A 17977-nucleotide genomic window follows, 5' to 3' on the forward strand; every position below is an offset into this window, starting at 1 on the left:
GCGCTGCGGGGGCGCGGCGCAGCCTCGGCCGGTCGCTGGACCGGCTGTCACGCGCCGCCGACACGCTCGTGCCGGTCACCCGGCGCCTGCTGTCCCGCGCCCCGCAGTTCGCGGCCGCGGCGGACGCCGCCGACGCGGCCGCCGCCGACGGGCTGGGCGTGCTGCGCGACGTCACTGCGCTGTCGCGGACGGTCACGGACAGGCCCGGCAGCCTCGCCGCCTTCTTCCGGGCCGCGGGGGCCGCGGCGTCGTCCACGGCCGCCGTCGCCGGCGACACCACCGGCACACTTCGACGGATCATCGACCAGGCGGCCCCGGCACTCGCGGCCGTCGACGCCGGTCGCGAGGGCCTGCCGGGAACGTTCGCCGCGCTCCGGCGGTTCACCGACAAGGGCGTCGCGGCCTTCGACACCGGAGTCTTCGACATCACCGCGGTGCCGAGCTTCAGCGACCCGATGCCGTACACGGCGGCGGACTGTCCGCGCTACGGCGGCCTCGCGGGCGCGAACTGCGGCGGGGGAGGCGACTGATGAGGCGACCGACGGCGTCGACGCCGGGAATCCTCCGCCGCCCCGGGCCGGGGGCGCACCGCAGGGGCGGGCTGCGCGGGCCGCTCACCGTCGTCGCTGCGTTCGTCGCGCTCGGGATCGCGGCCATCGTCGTCGTGACCAACACCCTCACGGTGCCCGTGCCGGGCGGCACCCACGACTACTCCGCGGCGTTCACCGCGGTGCCGGGGCTGGCGGCCGGGGACGCGGTGACCGCGGCGGGCGTGCGGGTGGGCCGCGTCGCATCGGTGACCCGCGCCGACACCGACGACGGTGGCGCGCACGCCGTGGTCGCGTTCACCGTACGCGACGACGTCCCCCTCGACGCCCGGGTGCAGGCGGCCGTCCGCTACGGCGACATGCTCGGCGTGCGCTACCTCGCGCTGACGGCACCGCCCACGGAATCGGGTACGCGGCTGCCCGCGGGCGCCCGCATACCGCTCGGTCGGACGAGCCCGCCGCTGGACCTGACGGCCGTGTTCGACGGCTTCAAGCCGCTGTTCGACGCGCTCGACCCGGCGCAGGTGAACGCGCTGGCGCGGTCGATCGTCGACGCGTTCGGCGGCGACGGGGGCGGCATGCAGGTGCTGGTGGGCAGGATCGCCGACGTGTCGGAGAACCTGGCCGGCCACCGCGAGACGATCGCACGCGTGGTCGACAACCTCGGCGTCCTGGCGCAGGCCGCCGGCCGGCGCGGCACCGAGATCGCCGGGCTCATCGACGGTCTGGCGCGGATCTCCGGCACGATGGCGCGCCGCAACGACGCACTCATCGGCATCCTCGACGACGGCGGCCGGGCAGCCGGTGCGGCGGCGGCGCTGCTGGAGAGCCGCGTCGACACGCTCGCGGGGAGCCTCCGGCGGCTCGGGGAGACGGCCGACTCGTGGGTGGACAACACCGACGAGTTCAACCGGACGATGGCGGTGCTCGTCCCCTTCACACGGTCGGTCGGCCGGATCACCGATTACGGCGGTTGGCTGCAGCTGTACCCGTGCACGCTCACCGCGAAGGTCGGCGACCTCGAAGCCAACCTCCTGGGCCCGGAGCACAGCGAGGTGTGCCGATGAGCCGGGCCGGATCCGCGCGGCGGTGGGCGGAACGCGCCCGGCAGGCCGGTGCCGCCGCGTTCGCGGGGCGCGGATCGGAGAGCGCACGCTCGCGTGCACTCGTCGTCGTCGGCGCCGCGGGGATCGTCGCGGCGGCCCTGGTGCTGCTGGCGGCGGTGGCACTGCCGCACGGCCGGTACCTCCTGCGTACCGATCCCTACACGGCCGAACTCGCCAATGCGGCGGGACTCGAAGCCGGTGATCCGGTGCTGGTGGCGGGCGTGCCCACGGGCAAGGTGGAATCGATCGACTTCGCGGGGGACCACGTGGAGGTGCGTTTCCGGCTGGACGACGGCCGCCCGCTGGGCGCGGGAACGACGGCCTCGGTGCAGCTCGCGACGATACTCGGCAAGCGGTACCTGGCGGTGGACCCCGCCGGCGGCGGCACGGTGGGGCGGGACCGGACGATCCCGCTCGCGCGCACCACCGTCCCCTACAGCCTCGACGCGGCATCCCGGTCCGCCGTGGACACTGCGCAGCACCTCGACGTGGACGCGGTGGAGGACATGGTGGACGCGCTGCGCGACGCGCTGCCGCAGAATCCGGACACCCTGCGGCGGGCGGTCACGGGCGTGTCCGCAGCGGCGGAGGCCATGAACGAGAACTCCGCGCAACTCGGAGCGCTGCTCGACGCGGGGAAGACCCTCACCGGGCTGCTGGTGCGGCAGGACCGGTCGCTCGACACCATCTCCGCCGAGGCGCGGACGCTGCTCGGGTCGCTCGCCGCGCGGCGGCAGGCGCTCAGCGGGCTCGCCGCCGACCTGCGCACCATCCTCGGTGCCGCCGACGCGGTGCTCGCGGAGGCGGACGCGGCCGGGCCGGGCGGGGCCGGAGGGCTCGACAGTCTCGTGAGCGATCTGCATTCCGTGCTCGGCACCCTGGAAGGGAATGCGGCGCGCATCGGGGAGGTCGTCGACCGGCTGCCGGCCGAGGTCCGTGCGGTGGTCGACGCGAGCGGCAACGGAAACTGGGTGGACGTGTCGGCGCCGGCCGGGCCCATCCCCGACACGCTGCTGTGCGTGTTCGGCGTGATGGAGGACTGCCGGTGACGGCCGGGGCGGGGCGCACCCGCCGCCGGTGGCGCGTCGTCGCGGCGTTGCTGTGCGTGCTGGCGCTGGCCGTGGCCGCGGTGTGGTTCGTATTCGTCCGCGGCGCGGAGACGCGCCGGGTCGTCGCCGACTTCACGCACGTCGAGGGGGTGCACCCGGGCAGCAAGGTGGACGTGCTCGGCGTACCGCTGGGGCGTGTCGAGTCGGTGCGGCCGCGGGGAGGCGCGGTGCGGGTGACGATGACGCTGCGCGAGGACGTCGTGCTGCCCGCCGACGTGAACGCCTACGTGATGAATCCCTCGGTGATCAGCGCGCGGTTCATCGAACTGGGCCCGGTCTACCGGGGCGGAGCCCGCTACGCCGACGGCGACGTCATCCCGGTGGAGCGGACCCACGCGCCCGTCAATTGGGACGAGCTGCTCGGCAGCCTCGACACGATCGCGAACGCGCTCGGCCCGGGCGGCGGCGATGTCGGGGCGTTGATCGACCAGGCCGCGCAGGCCACCGACGGGCTGGGCGGGGCGCTGCACAGGGCGATCGAGCAGGTGGGCTCCGCGACGTCGCTCGTGGGGGCGCGCGCCGACCAGATCGGCGCGCTGCTCGACGACCTCGACCGCATCGCCGGCGCCGTCGGCGCCCGGCAGGGGCGCATCGCCGACACCGTCCGCTCCCTCGCCGCGCTGGGCGACGAGCTGCGGCGGCAGGACCTCGACGTGGTCACGCCCCTGACGCAGCTGAACAGTCTGTTCGACAGGGTCGGTGCGCTGCTCGAGTCACGGTCCGGCGAGGTGGCCGAGGCCATCGCCGATGCCCGCGCGGTCACCGGGCTCCTCGCGTCCAAGCCCGCGAATCTCGCCGAGTTCCTCGACCTGACGCCGCTGGCCCTGCAGAACATCGACCGCGCCATCGGCCCCGACGAGCGCGCCCGGCTGCGCCTCGACGTCTCCTCGAGCGGTGACCAGTTCGCCACGACGCAGCGGATCTGCGAGATGCACCCGGGCCCGCTGTGCACCGCGCCGGGTCTCACCAATCCTGTCCCCATCCCGCTGAGCCGGTCGGATCCTTTCGGCCCGCTGGTGGAGCGATTCGGGGAGGAGGGCCGATGACCGGGCACACGTCCTCCCGCCGCCGCGGTAGGCGGCTGCGCGGCGCGCTCGCCGCGGTCGCCGTCGGCGCGACGATGGCGGTAACGGCATGCGGCGGGCCGGGTCTGCAGGATCTTCCCGTCGGACACGAGGCGGAGGGCGACTCCTACAGCGTGACGGCCGTGTTCGACCACGCCGACCGGCTGGTGCCCGGCGCCCCCGTGCGGATCGGTCAGCTGACGGTGGGCCGGGTCCACGGCCTGTCCACCGACGGCCGCCGCGCCGACGTCCGGCTGAGCCTGCGCAGCGACGTCGACATCCCCGCGGATGCCGCCGCCGTCATCGAGGTGCCCTCCGCGCTGGGCAACCCGTTCGTGCGCATCGAACCCGACGGCTCCACGGGGGACGGCCCTGGCGAGGACGACCCGACGGTTCCGGGCGGGCGCATGCTCGCCGACGGCGACACGATCCCGCCCGACCGGACCCGGGTGGGGCCCGAGCTGGAGACGAGCCTGGCCACCCTCGGCGTGCTGCTCAACGGCAGCGGCCTCGACCAGCTGCAGACGGTGATGACCGAGCTCGACGCCGCGTACGGCGGGCGCGGCGCGCAGGTCCGCGGGCTGATCGACGACGCGAATGCACTGCTCGGCGACGTGCACGCGCAGCGCGGAGATCTCGACCGCACGCTGACGGCGATGGACTCGCTGACCGGCACGCTGGTCCGGCACCAGGACGACATCGATCGGGCGCTCGAGCAGGCCGCGCCGATGGCGGCGCGGCTCGCCGCGCAGGGCGACCGGATCTCAGAGCTCGTCGACTCCGGTGCGGACATCGCCGCGCACGCCGACGCGCTGCTGTCGACCTCGGCCGCGCGGATCGGCGCCGAGGTCGACCAGGTGTCACGGATCCTCGCGGCACTGAGCCGGTTCAACTCCGTCGACGCCGAGACTCTGCGCAGCGCCAACGCGTTCATCGCGGGCTTCACGTCGGCGATCCGCGGCGACTATCTCGTCTTCGACGGCGCACTGGACATCCCCCAGTCGCTGTTCGAGTTGTGGGCGGGGGAGCGGCTGCCCGCCAGGCCCTCACCACCGCCACCGCCGACGGCGGGAGGTCCGCGATGAGGCGTCGGGTCGTCGTCCAGCTGGTTCTGTTCGTGGTGATCGGGCTGGCCGCCACCGTGTTCGGCGTGCGGTACGTCGCGGGGCCGCAGAGCTTCGGCGGCGCGATCAGCGTGACGATCATCGCGGACGGGGCGTCCGGGGTGGGGGCCGGCGCCTCCGTCACCTACCGGGGCGTGCCGATCGGACGCGTGACCGCGGTGACGATCGGCGGCGGTGCGGGGCCCGCCGGCGGCACCGGCGATGGCAAGCAGGCGGGCGGCGCGGTGGCCATCGCGGCAGATCTTGACCCCGGCGTCCGGATACCCACGTCCGCGACAGCGCGTGTGGCGGGTGCGAGCGCGCTCGGAATCCGCTCGGTGGATCTCGCCGCAGACACGGATGAGGGCCCCTACCTGCGTGACGGAGACACGGTGTCGGCGCCGGCGGAGGACCGGCCCAAGCAGCTGGGCGCGCTGCTGGCCGACGCCTCCGCAGTGCTCGACACGCTCGACCCGGACTCTCTGCACAGTCTGGGCACGACTCTGAGCACCGCATTCGAGGGCACCGGGCCGGTGCTGCGCCGGATGATCGACGACACCGACCGCATCACGGCCGCACTCGACGCGCACGCCGCGACGATCGCCGGGCTCGTGGAGGGGACGCTGCCGGTCGTCGGCGCCCTGGCCGACGCGGGCGGCGGGTTCCCCGAGGCGGTGGCGGCCGCTCACCGCATCACCCGTCAGCTCGTCGAGCAGAAGGGCACCCTCACGCACCTGTTGTCGGACTCGCCCGCCCCGCTGCAGATGGTGGGCGATCTGCTGACCGGCGCGCGTGCCGACATCACCGGGTTGGTGACTGCGGGCGACACGATCAGCGCGATCCTCGGCGACAGGGATGCCGCCCTGGGCGCGGGGCTGACGGCGTTCCCCGAGACCCTCGATCAACTGACGTCCGTGCTGCACGACGGGCGGGCCGACTTCGTGCTCGTCGCCACGCAGGGGCCGGTGTGCTATTACGACACGCCCCGCCGGGCGGTCGGCGACACGTCCGCCAGGCCCGCGAACCTGGACCTGTACTGCCCGCCCGGCGAGGACCTGGCGCAGAGGGGTTCACGCAACGCCCCGCGGCCCGACGGCCTGGGCCTGCGGAATGCGACGCGTCCCGGCACCCCCGTCGGGCCGCCGATGGCAGAGGACCCGTGGCTGATCCCCACGGGCCGCGACCTGCTGCGGCAGGCGACGGACGGCGACGGCGATTGATCGGCAGCGGCGACGACCGGTCAGCGCGGGGTGACCCAGGTGGTGATCCGTGCCCGCACGACGAGCGTGCCGCTGCGGTCGAAGATGCGGACGGGCACCGTCATCTCCGTGCCCTCGGTGATCGCGTCGAAGTCGGGGACGGTGTCGGATCCCGGCCGGGCGCCGCCGGCCGCCGGGGCGGCTTCCAGCGCGGCGATCGCGCGCAGGCCCGTCGTCGCCTTGGCGACGTACTCCACCTCCATCGACTTCGGGATCCACCGGTGCGTCGTGGGCACCGTCGCCTCGCACAGCATCCCCATGGCGATCTCCGCCAGGTTGCAGGCGGCGATGGCGTGGAAAGTGCCCAGGTGGTTGTGGATGCCCCACCACTTCGGCGCGGTCACCTCGCAGCGTCCCGGCTCCATGACCTTCACCGTGGGCAGCACCGTGGCGAAGTACGGCACCCGCGCGCACAGGCCGAGGGAGAACAGCGCATTGCCCAGCCGACCGGACGGCAGCCGCTTGCGCAGTGCGTAGGTGGGGCCGATCGGGGGCGGGTCGGCGGGATGAGCGTGCATGGGTTCCCTCTCAACAGGCGGCGGGGGCGGCACGGCGCGATGCCGCGAAGATTTCTTACTCAATAGTAAGTTACAGGAATCGGTCTGCCCAGCACAGCGCCGCCGCCCCCGCGAGAGAAGCGGGAGCGGCGGCGCCGGATCGGAGCCCAGCCCGGACAGGGGAGTCTCAGCGGTTGGCGAGCATGTCCATGAAGGTCTGCTGGATCTGGGCGGCGTTGGGCGAGCCCATGGCGCCGCCGATGATCAGCCCCGGGATGCAGCCGAACACCAGCAGCCAGCAGCCGACGACGGACCCGATGGCGGCGCCGAACGCACCGCCGTTCTGCACGCCCCAGAGCCACTCGCCGACCAGCTTGTTGAACTGCCCCACCGCGTCCGCCTCCACGCGCTGGAGGGTGAGCGTCTTGCCGTCCGCGCCGATGGTCGCGTCAACGGGTGCGGCGACGTCCGTGCCCGGAAGCGTGAGCGGAATCGACTCGACCACGTTCCCCGCGCCGTCGCGGACGTCGATGGTGCCGGGGCCGGAGGTGAAGGAGAAGGCGCCGGCGTCGAGGATGACGCTGTCGCCGGCGGGCTGGGTCTGCGTGGACTCCGGCGCGGGGGCGGCCGCGGCGGTGGTGGTGGCGCCCACGGCGACGGCCGCCGCGGAGACTGCTGCGATGGCCGCGTTGCGGCCGAGGCGGGTGAGGTTCATCGTCTTCTCCGTTCGGTGGTGCGGGTCCGCCGCGGCGGACGTGCATTTCAAGCTGGCGCAATCCCAGGAGCATAAGCCCTCCCGTCGGTCTTGGCAGCCCGACGCGGCGAATGCGGCCGGGGTGACCGCCTCCGCTTCCTCGGCGGCGGGCGGAGAGAGCGGGCACCACCTGCCGTGCAGGCCGCGTGCGGGTGTGATCGGACACGATTTGGCAAGGCCGGGCGCGTCGGGCATACTGTCGGGGTTGCCTTGAGCGCGTCCTGCGCCGGTGGCGGCGGTCCCGTCGGGTCCGCGCGCCCGTCGGTAGGGGGTGCGCGCGGGCGGGTGCGACCATTCGGCTAGAGTGGTCGCCCGGCCTACCAAGGCCTGTGTACGACGTGCCTGACAGCGTCCGCCCGGCGGGCGCGGCCGGTGCGTTCTCCGCGGCTATGCGCGGTTCCGTCCCGCCGGGGCGGCGTCCGGGTGTGTCGCGTGAGAAGCGAGAGGGCGACACGCCCGACCGCGTGTACCGGTGGACCATGACAGATGAACAGCGGCGACGATGAGCCATGGTGCTGATCGCAGTCGGCGGTGCCGATCACGAGAGATCGTCGATCACAGGTGTGCGGCCGGCCCCACTCGACCACATTCCGCTGCCATCGGTCCGGTAATGAACGAAGCGGCGCCTCCCGGGCGTCGCGACACGGCAAGCAAAGGACTACAAGCGTGGCGGGACAAAAGATCCGCATCAGGCTCAAGGCCTATGACCATGAGGCGATTGACGCGTCTGCGCGCAAGATCGTCGAGACGGTGACCCGCACCGGCGCCCGCGTCGTCGGTCCGGTGCCGTTGCCCACCGAGAAGAACGTCTACTGCGTCATCCGTTCGCCGCACAAGTACAAGGATTCGCGCGAGCACTTCGAGATGCGTACCCACAAGCGCCTCATCGACATCCTCGACCCGACGCCCAAGACCGTCGACGCGCTCATGCGCATCGACCTGCCTGCCAGCGTCGACGTCAACATTCAGTGAGCCCGGGAAGACGCAGCGGAGAACATTCAATGACTGATACCGAGATCAAAGGCATTCTGGGCAACAAGCTCGGCATGACCCAGGTCTTCGACGAGAACAACCGGGTCGTCCCGGTGACCGTCGTCAAGGCCGGTCCGTGCGTTGTCACCCAGGTGCGCACCGAGGAGCGCGACGGCTACAGCGCCGTCCAGCTGGCCTTCGGCGCCATCGACCCGCGCAAGGTCAACAAGCCTGTCGCGGGCCACTACGCCAAGGCCGGGGTCACCCCGCGACGCCACATCGTGGAGCTGCGGGTTCCGGACGCCTCCCAGTACGAGGTGGGCCAGGAGCTCACCGCCGAGGCGTTCTCCGACGGCACGCTCGTCGACGTCACCGGCACCAGCCGCGGCAAGGGCTTCGCCGGCACGATGAAGCGTCACGGCTTCGCCGGCCAGGGTGCCAGCCACGGCACACAGGCCGTGCACCGTCGCCCCGGCTCGATCGGCGGCTGCGCCACGCCGGGCCGCGTGTTCAAGGGCATGCGCATGGCAGGCCGGATGGGCAACGACCGCGTCACCACGCAGAACCTGACCGTCCACAAGGTGGACACCGAGGCCGGTCTGCTGTTGATCAAGGGCGCGATCCCGGGCCGCAAGGGCGGCGTCGTGATCGTCAAGACCGCAGTGAAGGGTGGTGCGCAGGCATGAGCGCCGAGAACACCGTCAAGCTGACCCTCGACGTCCACGTCCCGGCCGGCGGAACCGACGGTTCCGTGGAGCTGCCGGCCGACATCTTCGACGTCGAGCCCAACATCCCGCTGATGCACCAGGTCGTCACCGCGCAGCTCGCGGCGGCGCGCCAGGGCACGCACAAGGTGAAGTCGCGCGGCGAGGTCCGCGGCGGCGGCCGCAAGCCGTACCGCCAGAAGGGCACCGGCCGCGCGCGCCAGGGTTCGATCCGCGCGCCCCAGTTCACCGGCGGCGGCACCGTGCACGGCCCGCAGCCGCGTGACTACTCGCAGCGGACCCCCAAGAAGATGAAGGCCGCCGCGCTGCGCGGCGCGCTGACCGACCGGCTGCGCAGCGACCGCATCCACGTCGTGTCCGAGCTGGTCGAGGGCCAGGTGCCGTCCACCAAGAAGGCGCTCGGCTTCCTCGGCCGCCTCAGCGACCGCGCGAAGTTCCTCGTCGTGGTCCCGCGTGAGGACGTCGTGACGTGGCAGAGCGTCCGCAACATCGAGGGCGCGCACCTGATCGCACCGGATCAGCTCAACACCCACGACGTTCTGCGCAGCGACGACGTCGTCTTTTCCGTTGCGGCGCTCGAGAGCTTCGTGACCGCCCGCAGCACGGCAGCGAAGGAGGTCTCGGCATGAGCATCGCGGAGATCAAGTCCGACCCGCGAGACATCCTGGTCGCACCGGTGGTCTCGGAGAAGTCCTACGGGCTCATGGAGGACGGTGTCTACACCTTCCTGGTGCGCCCGGACGCCAACAAGACGCAGATCAAGATCGCCGTGGAGAAGGTCTTCGGGGTCAAGGTCACGTCGGTGAACACCGCCAACCGTCAGGGCAAGCGCAAGCGGTCACGCCTCGGCTACGGCCGGCGCAAGAACACGAAGCGCGCCTTCGTGACGCTGTCCGACGACAGCAAGCCCATCGAGATCTTCGGAGGGCCGGTCGGCTGAGCCGCGGCTCGCCCCACCGGAACTCGTAGAAGGTAAGGACTTCAAGACTCATGGCAATCCGTAAGTACAAGCCGACGACACCGGGCCGCCGCGGCTCGAGCGTCGCCGTTTTCTCCGAGATCACGCGCTCGAAGCCGGAGAAGTCGCTCGTGCGCCCGCTGCACAACAAGGGCGGACGCAACGCGCACGGGCGGATCACGACCCGGCACCAGGGCGGCGGGCACAAGCGCGCCTACCGGGTGATCGACTTCCGTCGCCACGACAAGGACGGCGTGCCGGCCAAGGTCGCGCACATCGAGTACGACCCCAACCGCACCTCGCGGATCGCGCTGCTGCACTACTACGACGGCGAGAAGCGCTACATCCTCGCGCCCAAGGGCATCGGCCAGGGCGACGTCGTGGAGGCAGGCCCGGGCGCCGACATCAAGACCGGCAACAACCTGCCGCTGCGCAACATCCCCGCGGGCACCGTCATCCACGCGGTGGAGCTGCGCCCCGGCGGCGGCGCCAAGATGGCCCGCTCGGCCGGCGCCAGCATCCAGCTGCTGGGCAAGGAGGGCAAGTACGCGAGCCTGCGCATGCCCTCCGGTGAGATCCGCCGCGTCGACGTGCGCTGCCGCGCGACCGTCGGCGAGGTCGGCAACGCAGAACAGTCCAACATCAACTGGGGCAAGGCCGGCCGCATGCGGTGGAAGGGCAAGCGCCCCTCCGTCCGCGGCGTCGTGATGAACCCCGTCGACCACCCGCACGGCGGTGGCGAGGGCAAGACCTCGGGTGGTCGCCACCCGGTCAGCCCGTGGGGCCAGCTCGAGGGCAGGACCCGCCGACCCAAGAAGGCCAGCGACGCGATGATCGTCCGTCGTCGCCGTACCGGCAAGAACAAGCGCTAGGAGGGAGTGAAGGATGCCACGCAGCCTCAAGAAAGGCCCGTTCGTCGACGACCACCTCCTGGCGAAGGTGGACGCGCAGAACGAGAAGGGGACCAAGCAGGTCATCAAGACCTGGTCCCGTCGCTCGACGGTGATCCCGGACTTCATCGGACACACGTTCGCGGTGCACGACGGCCGCAAGCACGTCCCGGTGTTCGTCTCGGAGAACATGGTCGGACACAAGCTCGGTGAGTTCGCGCCGACCAGGACGTTCAAGGGCCACATCAAGGACGACCGGAAGAGCAAGCGCCGATGAGCACACAGTCAGAGACACAGGCCGTCGCGCAGACGGCGAAGGCCACCGCGCGCTTCGTGCGAGTGACCCCGATGAAGGCCCGCCGCGTCGTGGACCTGGTCCGCGGCCGGAGCGTCGGCGACGCGCTCGACATCCTGCGGTTCGCGCCGCAGTCGGCGAGCGAGCCGGTCGCCAAGGTCGTGGCGAGCGCCGCGGCGAATGCGGAGAACAACCTCGACCTCGACCCGCGCACGCTCGTCGTGTCCGCGGCGTACGTCGACGAGGGCCCCACCTTCAAGCGGTACCAGCCGCGCGCACAGGGCCGGGCCTTCCGCATCCGCAAGCGCACCAGCCACATCACCATCGAGGTCCAGTCGGTGCCCGGCCAGGGCAGCGGCCGCGGCCGTCGGAAGGGAGCTCAGTAGTGGGCCAGAAGATCAACCCGCACGGGTTCCGACTGGGAATCACCACCGACTGGAAGTCGCGGTGGTACGCGGACAAGCAGTACGCCGACTACGTCAAGGAAGACGTGGCGATCCGCCGGTTGCTCTCGACCGGCATGGAGCGCGCCGGCATCTCGAAGGTGGAGATCGAGCGCACGCGTGACCGCGTCCGGGTCGACATCCACACGGCACGGCCGGGCATCGTCATCGGCCGCCGCGGCTCGGAAGCCGACCGCATCCGCGGCAAGCTCGAGAAGCTGACGGCCAAGCAGGTGCAGCTGAACATCCTCGAGGTCAAGAACCCCGAGGCCGATGCGCAGCTCGTCGCCCAGGGCGTGGCGGAGCAGCTGTCCAACCGCGTCGCCTTCCGCCGGGCCATGCGCAAGGCCATCCAGTCGGCCATGCGTCAGCCGCAGGTCAAGGGCATCCGCGTGCAGTGCTCCGGCCGTCTCGGCGGTGCGGAGATGTCGCGCTCGGAGTTCTACCGCGAGGGCCGCGTGCCGCTGCACACCCTGCGCGCCGACATCGACTACGGCTTCTTCGAGGCCAAGACGACCTTCGGCCGCATCGGCGTGAAGGTGTGGATCTACAAGGGCGACGTCGTCGGAGGCCGCCGCGAGGTGGCGGCCAACGCCGCGGCCGAGCGTGACCGTCCGCGCCGCGAGCGCCCGGCACGTTCGCGCCGCCCGTCCACGGCCGGCCAGGGCGGGGGCCGTGCGGCCACCGCCACTGCGCAGGCCGAGGCGCCCGCCGCAGAGAATCAGGAGGGCTGACGATGTTGATGCCACGACGGGTCAAGCACCGTAAGCAGCATCACCCCAAGCGCAAGGGCATGGCCAAGGGCGGCACGGAGGTCACGTTCGGTGACTACGGCCTGCAGGCCCTGGAGCCGGCGTACATCACGAACCGCCAGATCGAGGCGGCGCGTATCGCGATGACCCGCCACATCAAGCGCGGCGGCAAGATCTGGATCAACATCTTCCCGGATCGCCCGCTGACCAAGAAGCCGGCCGAGACCCGCATGGGTTCCGGCAAGGGCTCGCCGGAGTGGTGGATCGCGAACGTCAAGCCCGGACGCGTGATGTTCGAGATGAGCTACCCCAATGAGGAGATCGCCCGCGAGGCACTGCTGCGCGCGGCGCACAAGCTGCCCTGCAAGTGCCGGATCGTGACAAGGGAGGGGAGCTTCTGATGGCAACGGGAACCCAGGCGTCCGAGCTCCGGGAGCTCGGCGAGGAGGAGCTGGCCACGGCCCTCCGCGAGGCCAAGGAGGAACTGTTCAACCTCCGCTTCCAGATGGCGACCGGGCAGCTCGACAACAATCGTCGCCTCCGGACCGTCCGGCGCAACATCGCCCGGATCTACACGGTGCTCCGCGAGCGTGAGCTGGGGCTCGCGGTCGGACCGGACGAGGACGGCGCCGCATGAGTGAGGACAAGACAGTGAGCACCACCGAGAACGCAGCGGCCGACGAGCGTGGCCGCCGCAAGATCCGCATCGGCTACGTCGTCTCCGACAAGATGGAGAAGACGATCGTCGTCGAGCTCGAAGACCGCGTCAAGCACCCGCTGTACGGCAAGATCATCCGCCGTACCAGCAAGGTGAAGGCGCACGACGAGAACAGCCAGGCCGGCGTGGGCGACCGCGTCCAGCTGATGGAGACCCGGCCCATGTCCGCCACCAAGCGGTGGCGGCTGGTCGAGGTCCTCGAGAAGGCCAAGTAGTACTCGGTGCGGCCGGCCGACCGCGCAGGCGGGGGCCGGCCGCACCGGTGCACGTCCCAACCCTTATGATGGTCTGGTTTGCCGCACGGGCTCGCTTCCGTGCGGCGTGCCCCGCCATCGTGCGGGAGTCCACCCCTCGGGGCGGGCGAACGACCGCGTGCGTCGGGTCGGTAATCCGGCGCACATCGAGTCCAGGTCAAGGAGAACTCTAGTGATCCAGCAGGAGTCGCGGGTCCGAGTTGCCGACAACACCGGTGCCAAGGAGATCTTGTGCATCCGTGTTCTCGGCGGCTCCGGTCGCCGCTACGCCGGGATCGGCGATGTCATCGTCGGCACGGTCAAGGACGCCATCCCCGGCGGCAACGTCAAGCGCGGCGATCTGGTCAAGGCCGTGATCGTGCGGACCAAGAAGGAACGCCGTCGCCCGGACGGTTCCTACATCCGCTTCGACGAGAACGCCGCCGTCATCATCAAGCCGGACAACGATCCGCGCGGCACCCGCATCTTCGGGCCCGTCGGCCGCGAGCTGCGCGACAAGAAGTACATGAGGATCATCTCGCTCGCACCGGAGGTGCTGTGATGAAGGTGCACAAGGGCGACACGGTCCTCGTCATCTCGGGTAAGGACAAGGGCGCCAAGGGCAAGGTCATCAAGGCCATCCCGGATCGCAACCGCGTCATCGTCGAGGGCGTGAACCGCATCAAGAAGCACACCGCCGTCTCTGCGAACCAGGCCGGCGCGCGCGTCGGCGGGATCGTCACCCAGGAGGCCGCCATCCACGTCTCGAACGTGATGGTCGTCGACTCCGACGGCAACCCCACCCGCGTCGGATACCGCACCGACGAGAACGGCAAGCGGGTGCGGATCTCCCGTCGCAACGGGAAGGACATCTAGAGATGACGAGCACCGAGAACAAGATCCAGCCGCGCCTGAAGCTGCAGTACCGCAGCGAGATCCGCGACGCCATGCAGAAGGAGTTCTCCTACGAGAACGTCATGCAGGTGCCGGGGCTCGTCAAGGTCGTCGTCAACATGGGCGTCGGCGACGCCGCCCGCGACGCCAAGCTCATCAACGGCGCCGTCCGCGACCTCTCGCTGATCACCGGCCAGAAGCCCGAGATCCGCCGCGCACGCAAGTCCATCGCGCAGTTCAAGCTGCGTGAGGGCATGCCCATCGGCGCGCGCGTCACGCTGCGCGGCGACCGCATGTGGGAGTTCCTCGACCGTCTGCTCTCGATCGCGCTGCCGCGCATCCGCGACTTCCGCGGACTGTCGGGCGAGCAGTTCGACGGCAACGGCAACTACACCTTCGGCCTGTCCGAGCAGTCGATGTTCCACGAGATCGACATCGACTCGATCGACCGCCCGCGCGGTATGGACATCACCGTCGTGACCACCGCCACCAACAACGACGAGGGGCGCGCGCTGCTCAAGCAGCTCGGCTTCCCGTTCAAGGAGAAGTGAGATGGCGAAGAAGGCGCTCGTCAACAAGGCGAACCGCAAGCCCAAGTTCTCAGTTCGCGCTTACACGCGGTGCCAGCGGTGCGGACGCCCGCACTCGGTCTACCGCAAGTTCGGACTGTGCCGCGTCTGCTTCCGCGAGATGGCGCACGCGGGCGAACTGCCGGGAGTCCACAAGAGCTCTTGGTGATCCACCACCACACCACTTCGCGGTAGGCCTGCTGCGCCGCCCCGGCGGCGTCCAAGAGGGAACCATTGCGAGAAAGGTATACAGGTCACTTTCATGACCATGAGCGATCCGATCGCAGACATGCTCACGCGTCTGCGCAACGCCAACTCGGCGTACCACGACGAGGTCTCCATGCCCTCGTCCAAGCTGAAGGTGAACATCGCCGAGATCCTCAAGCGCGAGGGCTACATCGGCGACTACAAGGTCGAGGACGCGCGGGTGGGCAAGACGCTCACGCTGGTCCTCAAGTACGGCCCTGCGCGTGAGCGCAGCCTCGCCGGCGTCCGCCGCGTGTCGAAGCCCGGCCTGCGCGTGTACGCCAACTCCACCAACCTGCCCAAGGTCCTCGGCGGCCTCGGCGTGGCGATCATCTCGTCATCGACCGGCCTGCTCACGGACCGCCAGGCAGCCAAGCAGCGAGTAGGCGGGGAAGTCCTCGCCTACGTCTGGTAGGGGGTCGAAGAATGTCTCGTATCGGTAGAGACCCGATCACCGTCCCCGGCGGCGTCGACGTGGCCATCGACGGCCAGGACGTCACGGTCAAGGGGCCCAAGGGAGAGCTGGCGCTGACCCTGCACGACGTCATCGGCATCGAGAAGGCCGAGGACGGGCGCCTGCAGGTCACGCGCGCCGACGAGGACCGCGACAGCCGCGCGCTGCACGGCCTGTCCCGCACGCTCGTGCAGAACATGGTCACCGGCGTCACCGACGGCTACGTCATCAAGATGGAGATCCACGGCGTCGGCTACCGCGTGGCGCTGAAGGGCTCCACGCTGGAGTTCTCGCTGGGCTACAGCCACCCGGTCACTGTCGACGCGCCGGAAGGCGTGAGCTTCCAGGTCGAGAACCCCACCCGGTTCTCCATCAGCGGCATCGACAAGCAGAAGGTCGGTCAGGTGGCCTCCAACATCAAGCGTCTGCGGAAGCACGACCCCTACAAGGGCAAGGGCATCCGCTACGAGGGTGAGCAGGTCCGTCGCAAGGTCGGAAAGACGGGTAAGTGATCATGACTGAGACTGCACAGACCAACGGCAAGCGGGTCCAGCGCGGCACGGACGTGTCCACCGCGCGCCGCGTCGCCCGGAATCGTCGGCACTTCCGCCTGCGCAAGAAGCTGGCCGGCACGCCGGCGCGTCCGCGCCTGGTCGTGAAGCGCTCCTCCCGGCACATCCACGTCCAGGTCATCGACGACACCGTGGGCCACACCCTGGCCGCGGCGTCGAGCATCGAGGCCGACGTCCGCGCCGTCGACGGCGACAAGACGGCCAAGGGCGTCAAGGTCGGCGAGCTCATCGCGGCCCGCGCCAAGGCGGCCGGCGTCACCGCCGTCGTGTTCGACCGCGGCGGCAACGCCTACCACGGCCGTATCGCGGCGCTCGCGGACGCGGCGCGCGAGGGCGGGCTGGAGTTCTGATGAAGACGATCAACAACGGAAGGACTGTCTGATGCCGGGACGTCAGCGGCGTGACGGCGGACGGGGTCCCGCCGGACAGAACGGCCCCAACAGCGACAACAAGGGCCAGGGCGGCGGCCGCGGTCGCGGCGGCCGGGACAACCGGTCGCGCGACGCGGAGAAGTCGAACTTCATCGAGCGGGTTGTCACGATCAACCGCGTCTCGAAGGTCGTCAAGGGCGGCCGCCGGTTCAGCTTCACCGCGCTGGTCATCGTCGGCGACGGCAACGGCGTCGTCGGCGTGGGCTACGGCAAGGCCAAGGAAGTGCCGGCCGCGATCCAGAAGGGCGTGGAGGAGGCGCGGAAGAACTTCTTCCGCGTTCCGATGATCGGAAGCACGATCACCCACCCGGTGCAGGGCGAGGAGGCCGCCGGTGTGGTCATGCTGCGCCCGGCCAGCCCGGGTACCGGTGTGATCGCGGGCGGTGCGGTGCGCGCCGTCCTCGAGTGCGCGGGCATCCAGGACATCCTGTCCAAGTCGCTCGGCAGCGACAACGCGATCAACGTCGTGCACGCGACGGTGGCCGCGCTCAAGGGTCTGCGTCGTCCCGAGGAGGTCGCGGCGTCCCGCGGCCTGCCGATCGAGGACGTGGCCCCGGCGGCGATGCTGCGGGCGCGTGCCGGGCAGGGGGCATGACGATGGCACAGCTCAAAGTCACCCAGGTCCGCAGCACCATCGGAACCAAGCAGAACCAGCGTGACAGCCTGCGTACCCTCGGGCTCAAGCGGATCCGGCACACGGTCGTCCGTGAGGACTCGCCGGAGACGCGCGGTCTGATCAACGTGGTCTCGCACCTCGTCACGGTGGAGGAGGTCTCACAGTGACCATCAAGTTGCACCACCTGCGCCCGGCGCCGGGCGCCAAGACCGACCGCACGCGCGTCGGCCGCGGCGAGGGCTCCAAGGGCAAGACCGCGGGACGCGGCACGAAGGGCACCAAGGCCCGCAAGAACGTGCCGGCCGCCTTCGAGGGCGGGCAGATGCCGCTGCACATGCGGCTGCCCAAGCTCAAGGGGTTCAAGAACCAGTTCCGCACCGAGTACCAGGTCGTCAACGTCGGCGACATCGCGCAGTTGTTCCCGCAGGGCGGAACCGTCGGAGTGGCCGATCTGGTCGCGGCCGGCGCTGTCCGGAAGAACCAGCCGGTGAAGGTCCTCGGCGACGGTGAGATCGGCGTCAAGGTCGACATCACCGCGGACAAGTTCTCGGCGTCCGCAGCGGAGAAGATCGCGGCGGCCGGCGGCTCCGTGAACGCCACCGCCTGACGGACACGGCACGTGCGACCCGGTCGCGTTCCGGCCACCCCTCGTGGGGGACCGGCGCGGACGCCGTCGCAGCAGCGCGCATGCCGCGGACGGGGCCTTGCGGGCCCCGTCCGCGGCATCGCTGTCTGCACCCACTGTTAGAGTTCAACCGTCGTCCGCGCG

28 protein-coding genes and 1 pseudogene are annotated in these 17977 nt (G+C 70.8%); 27 read left to right on the forward strand and 2 right to left on the reverse strand.

Annotation, left to right across the window (positions count from 1 at the left end; translation table 11 throughout):
• Window positions 1–32: 32 nt before the first annotated feature.
• From H4F70_RS04535 to H4F70_RS04560, 6 genes and pseudogenes are all read left to right on the forward strand, one after another.
• Window positions 33–530 (forward strand): annotated as a pseudogene (locus tag H4F70_RS04535) (MCE family protein); the annotation flags it as partial.
• On the forward strand, window positions 530–1615 hold the full coding sequence (locus H4F70_RS04540) for an MCE family protein (protein ID WP_182359187.1): 1086 nt from the start codon (window positions 530–532) through the stop codon (window positions 1613–1615). The pseudogene H4F70_RS04535 and the gene H4F70_RS04540, both read left to right, overlap by 1 nt.
• Entirely contained in the window at window positions 1612–2703 is a 1092-nt protein-coding gene (locus tag H4F70_RS04545) for an MCE family protein (protein WP_182360180.1), read from the forward strand. The genes H4F70_RS04540 and H4F70_RS04545 overlap by 4 nt, the downstream gene beginning before the upstream one ends.
• Entirely contained in the window at window positions 2700–3809 is a 1110-nt protein-coding gene (locus H4F70_RS04550) for an MCE family protein (protein WP_182359188.1), read from the forward strand. Before H4F70_RS04545 ends, H4F70_RS04550 begins: the two co-directional genes overlap by 4 nt.
• Window positions 3806–4912 carry an MCE family protein gene (locus H4F70_RS04555; protein ID WP_182359189.1) on the forward strand — a complete coding sequence of 369 codons (1107 nt, stop codon included), beginning with the start codon at window positions 3806–3808 and terminating at the stop codon, window positions 4910–4912. Before H4F70_RS04550 ends, H4F70_RS04555 begins: the two co-directional genes overlap by 4 nt.
• Window positions 4909–6150 carry an MCE family protein gene (locus tag H4F70_RS04560; RefSeq protein WP_182359190.1) on the forward strand — a complete coding sequence of 414 codons (1242 nt, stop codon included), beginning with the start codon at window positions 4909–4911 and terminating at the stop codon, window positions 6148–6150. The genes H4F70_RS04555 and H4F70_RS04560 overlap by 4 nt, the downstream gene beginning before the upstream one ends.
• A 20-nt stretch (window positions 6151–6170) precedes the next feature.
• Here H4F70_RS04560 and H4F70_RS04565 read toward each other — a convergent pair whose 3' ends face one another.
• On the reverse strand, window positions 6171–6707 hold the full coding sequence (locus H4F70_RS04565; RefSeq protein WP_182359191.1) for a hotdog fold domain-containing protein: 537 nt from the start codon (window positions 6705–6707) through the stop codon (window positions 6171–6173).
• 166 nt (window positions 6708–6873) lie between these two features.
• Window positions 6874–7401, reverse strand: coding sequence for a DUF8020 domain-containing protein (locus H4F70_RS04570; protein ID WP_182359192.1), 528 nt, complete (start codon window positions 7399–7401; stop codon window positions 6874–6876).
• Between the two features lie 705 nt (window positions 7402–8106).
• Here H4F70_RS04570 and rpsJ point away from each other — a divergent pair.
• The 21 genes from rpsJ to rplO all read left to right on the forward strand — a co-directional run bounded on the left by rpsJ (window position 8107) and on the right by rplO (window position 17815).
• Window positions 8107–8412: a 30S ribosomal protein S10 gene (gene rpsJ, locus H4F70_RS04575; protein ID WP_003938093.1), complete on the forward strand. Its 306-nt coding sequence runs from the start codon at window positions 8107–8109 to the stop codon at window positions 8410–8412.
• Window positions 8413–8441: 29 nt separating this feature from the next.
• Entirely contained in the window at window positions 8442–9098 is a 657-nt protein-coding gene (rplC, locus tag H4F70_RS04580) for a 50S ribosomal protein L3 (RefSeq protein WP_182347919.1), read from the forward strand.
• Complete coding sequence (rplD, locus tag H4F70_RS04585; protein WP_182347918.1) at window positions 9095–9766, forward strand: 50S ribosomal protein L4; 672 nt, start codon at window positions 9095–9097, stop codon at window positions 9764–9766. Before rplC ends, rplD begins: the two co-directional genes overlap by 4 nt.
• The gene (gene rplW / locus H4F70_RS04590; RefSeq protein ID WP_182347917.1) at window positions 9763–10077 is read left to right on the forward strand and encodes a 50S ribosomal protein L23; all 315 of its coding nucleotides are present in this window, start codon (window positions 9763–9765) and stop codon (window positions 10075–10077) included. Before rplD ends, rplW begins: the two co-directional genes overlap by 4 nt.
• A gap of 50 nt (window positions 10078–10127) precedes the next feature.
• Entirely contained in the window at window positions 10128–10967 is an 840-nt protein-coding gene (gene rplB / locus H4F70_RS04595; protein WP_182347916.1) for a 50S ribosomal protein L2, read from the forward strand.
• 13 nt (window positions 10968–10980) lie between these two features.
• A complete protein-coding gene (gene rpsS, locus H4F70_RS04600) occupies window positions 10981–11262 on the forward strand; it encodes a 30S ribosomal protein S19 (protein WP_143906485.1) in 282 nt (93 codons plus the stop codon).
• Window positions 11259–11666: a 50S ribosomal protein L22 gene (gene rplV, locus H4F70_RS04605; RefSeq protein ID WP_182347915.1), complete on the forward strand. Its 408-nt coding sequence runs from the start codon at window positions 11259–11261 to the stop codon at window positions 11664–11666. Before rpsS ends, rplV begins: the two co-directional genes overlap by 4 nt.
• Window positions 11666–12457, forward strand: coding sequence for a 30S ribosomal protein S3 (rpsC, locus tag H4F70_RS04610; RefSeq protein ID WP_182347914.1), 792 nt, complete (start codon window positions 11666–11668; stop codon window positions 12455–12457). The genes rplV and rpsC overlap by 1 nt, the downstream gene beginning before the upstream one ends.
• Before the next feature lie 2 nt (window positions 12458–12459).
• Window positions 12460–12876, forward strand: coding sequence for a 50S ribosomal protein L16 (rplP, locus tag H4F70_RS04615; RefSeq protein ID WP_182347913.1), 417 nt, complete (start codon window positions 12460–12462; stop codon window positions 12874–12876).
• Window positions 12876–13112 carry a 50S ribosomal protein L29 gene (gene rpmC / locus H4F70_RS04620; RefSeq protein ID WP_182347912.1) on the forward strand — a complete coding sequence of 79 codons (237 nt, stop codon included), beginning with the start codon at window positions 12876–12878 and terminating at the stop codon, window positions 13110–13112. The genes rplP and rpmC overlap by 1 nt, the downstream gene beginning before the upstream one ends.
• The gene (gene rpsQ / locus H4F70_RS04625; RefSeq protein WP_182347911.1) at window positions 13109–13408 is read left to right on the forward strand and encodes a 30S ribosomal protein S17; all 300 of its coding nucleotides are present in this window, start codon (window positions 13109–13111) and stop codon (window positions 13406–13408) included. The genes rpmC and rpsQ overlap by 4 nt, the downstream gene beginning before the upstream one ends.
• Before the next feature lie 211 nt (window positions 13409–13619).
• Window positions 13620–13988: a 50S ribosomal protein L14 gene (gene rplN, locus H4F70_RS04630; RefSeq protein WP_143906493.1), complete on the forward strand. Its 369-nt coding sequence runs from the start codon at window positions 13620–13622 to the stop codon at window positions 13986–13988.
• Window positions 13988–14302 carry a 50S ribosomal protein L24 gene (gene rplX, locus H4F70_RS04635; protein ID WP_182359193.1) on the forward strand — a complete coding sequence of 105 codons (315 nt, stop codon included), beginning with the start codon at window positions 13988–13990 and terminating at the stop codon, window positions 14300–14302. Before rplN ends, rplX begins: the two co-directional genes overlap by 1 nt.
• A 2-nt stretch (window positions 14303–14304) precedes the next feature.
• Window positions 14305–14871, forward strand: a complete 567-nt coding sequence (gene rplE, locus H4F70_RS04640; protein ID WP_182347909.1) for a 50S ribosomal protein L5 — start codon at window positions 14305–14307, stop codon at window positions 14869–14871.
• A gap of 1 nt (window position 14872) precedes the next feature.
• Window positions 14873–15058, forward strand: coding sequence for a type Z 30S ribosomal protein S14 (locus H4F70_RS04645; protein WP_143906499.1), 186 nt, complete (start codon window positions 14873–14875; stop codon window positions 15056–15058).
• A gap of 93 nt (window positions 15059–15151) precedes the next feature.
• Window positions 15152–15550 carry a 30S ribosomal protein S8 gene (gene rpsH, locus H4F70_RS04650; protein WP_182359194.1) on the forward strand — a complete coding sequence of 133 codons (399 nt, stop codon included), beginning with the start codon at window positions 15152–15154 and terminating at the stop codon, window positions 15548–15550.
• Window positions 15551–15561: 11 nt separating this feature from the next.
• Window positions 15562–16101, forward strand: a complete 540-nt coding sequence (rplF, locus tag H4F70_RS04655) for a 50S ribosomal protein L6 (RefSeq protein ID WP_182347908.1) — start codon at window positions 15562–15564, stop codon at window positions 16099–16101.
• Window positions 16102–16103: 2 nt separating this feature from the next.
• Window positions 16104–16511: a 50S ribosomal protein L18 gene (gene rplR / locus H4F70_RS04660; RefSeq protein WP_182359195.1), complete on the forward strand. Its 408-nt coding sequence runs from the start codon at window positions 16104–16106 to the stop codon at window positions 16509–16511.
• A 31-nt stretch (window positions 16512–16542) separates the two neighbouring features.
• Window positions 16543–17187: a 30S ribosomal protein S5 gene (gene rpsE, locus H4F70_RS04665; protein WP_182347906.1), complete on the forward strand. Its 645-nt coding sequence runs from the start codon at window positions 16543–16545 to the stop codon at window positions 17185–17187.
• Between the two features lie 2 nt (window positions 17188–17189).
• Entirely contained in the window at window positions 17190–17375 is a 186-nt protein-coding gene (gene rpmD, locus H4F70_RS04670; protein WP_182347905.1) for a 50S ribosomal protein L30, read from the forward strand.
• Complete coding sequence (gene rplO / locus H4F70_RS04675; protein ID WP_182359196.1) at window positions 17372–17815, forward strand: 50S ribosomal protein L15; 444 nt, start codon at window positions 17372–17374, stop codon at window positions 17813–17815. Before rpmD ends, rplO begins: the two co-directional genes overlap by 4 nt.
• The last annotated feature ends 162 nt before the right edge of the window (window positions 17816–17977 follow it).

The organism is Tomitella gaofuii (assembly GCF_014126825.1).
Classification (GTDB): Bacteria; Actinomycetota; Actinomycetes; order Mycobacteriales; family Mycobacteriaceae; genus Tomitella; species Tomitella gaofuii.

Excerpts from the sequence above, each read along its gene's own strand:
- H4F70_RS04540 (WP_182359187.1), top strand. The coding sequence starts at position 530 with ATGAGGCGACCGACGGCGTCGACGCCGGGAATCCTCCGCCGCCCCGGG.
- rpsS (WP_143906485.1), top strand. The coding sequence starts at position 10,981 with ATGCCACGCAGCCTCAAGAAAGGCCCGTTCGTCGACGACCACCTCCTG.
- rplP (WP_182347913.1), top strand. The coding sequence starts at position 12,460 with ATGTTGATGCCACGACGGGTCAAGCACCGTAAGCAGCATCACCCCAAG.
- rpmC (WP_182347912.1), top strand. The coding sequence starts at position 12,876 with ATGGCAACGGGAACCCAGGCGTCCGAGCTCCGGGAGCTCGGCGAGGAG.
- H4F70_RS04565 (WP_182359191.1), bottom strand. The coding sequence starts at position 6,707 with ATGCACGCTCATCCCGCCGACCCGCCCCCGATCGGCCCCACCTACGCA.
- rplD (WP_182347918.1), top strand. The coding sequence starts at position 9,095 with ATGAGCGCCGAGAACACCGTCAAGCTGACCCTCGACGTCCACGTCCCG.
- rplW (WP_182347917.1), top strand. The coding sequence starts at position 9,763 with ATGAGCATCGCGGAGATCAAGTCCGACCCGCGAGACATCCTGGTCGCA.
- H4F70_RS04560 (WP_182359190.1), top strand. The coding sequence starts at position 4,909 with ATGAGGCGTCGGGTCGTCGTCCAGCTGGTTCTGTTCGTGGTGATCGGG.
- H4F70_RS04570 (WP_182359192.1), bottom strand. The coding sequence starts at position 7,401 with ATGAACCTCACCCGCCTCGGCCGCAACGCGGCCATCGCAGCAGTCTCC.
- rplR (WP_182359195.1), top strand. The coding sequence starts at position 16,104 with ATGACTGAGACTGCACAGACCAACGGCAAGCGGGTCCAGCGCGGCACG.
- rpmD (WP_182347905.1), top strand. The coding sequence starts at position 17,190 with ATGGCACAGCTCAAAGTCACCCAGGTCCGCAGCACCATCGGAACCAAG.
- rplE (WP_182347909.1), top strand. The coding sequence starts at position 14,305 with ATGACGAGCACCGAGAACAAGATCCAGCCGCGCCTGAAGCTGCAGTAC.
- rplX (WP_182359193.1), top strand. The coding sequence starts at position 13,988 with ATGAAGGTGCACAAGGGCGACACGGTCCTCGTCATCTCGGGTAAGGAC.
- rpsH (WP_182359194.1), top strand. The coding sequence starts at position 15,152 with ATGACCATGAGCGATCCGATCGCAGACATGCTCACGCGTCTGCGCAAC.
- rpsE (WP_182347906.1), top strand. The coding sequence starts at position 16,543 with ATGCCGGGACGTCAGCGGCGTGACGGCGGACGGGGTCCCGCCGGACAG.
- rplB (WP_182347916.1), top strand. The coding sequence starts at position 10,128 with ATGGCAATCCGTAAGTACAAGCCGACGACACCGGGCCGCCGCGGCTCG.
- rplF (WP_182347908.1), top strand. The coding sequence starts at position 15,562 with ATGTCTCGTATCGGTAGAGACCCGATCACCGTCCCCGGCGGCGTCGAC.
- H4F70_RS04645 (WP_143906499.1), top strand. The coding sequence starts at position 14,873 with ATGGCGAAGAAGGCGCTCGTCAACAAGGCGAACCGCAAGCCCAAGTTC.
- rplC (WP_182347919.1), top strand. The coding sequence starts at position 8,442 with ATGACTGATACCGAGATCAAAGGCATTCTGGGCAACAAGCTCGGCATG.
- H4F70_RS04555 (WP_182359189.1), top strand. The coding sequence starts at position 3,806 with ATGACCGGGCACACGTCCTCCCGCCGCCGCGGTAGGCGGCTGCGCGGC.
- rpsQ (WP_182347911.1), top strand. The coding sequence starts at position 13,109 with ATGAGTGAGGACAAGACAGTGAGCACCACCGAGAACGCAGCGGCCGAC.
- rplV (WP_182347915.1), top strand. The coding sequence starts at position 11,259 with ATGAGCACACAGTCAGAGACACAGGCCGTCGCGCAGACGGCGAAGGCC.
- H4F70_RS04545 (WP_182360180.1), top strand. The coding sequence starts at position 1,612 with ATGAGCCGGGCCGGATCCGCGCGGCGGTGGGCGGAACGCGCCCGGCAG.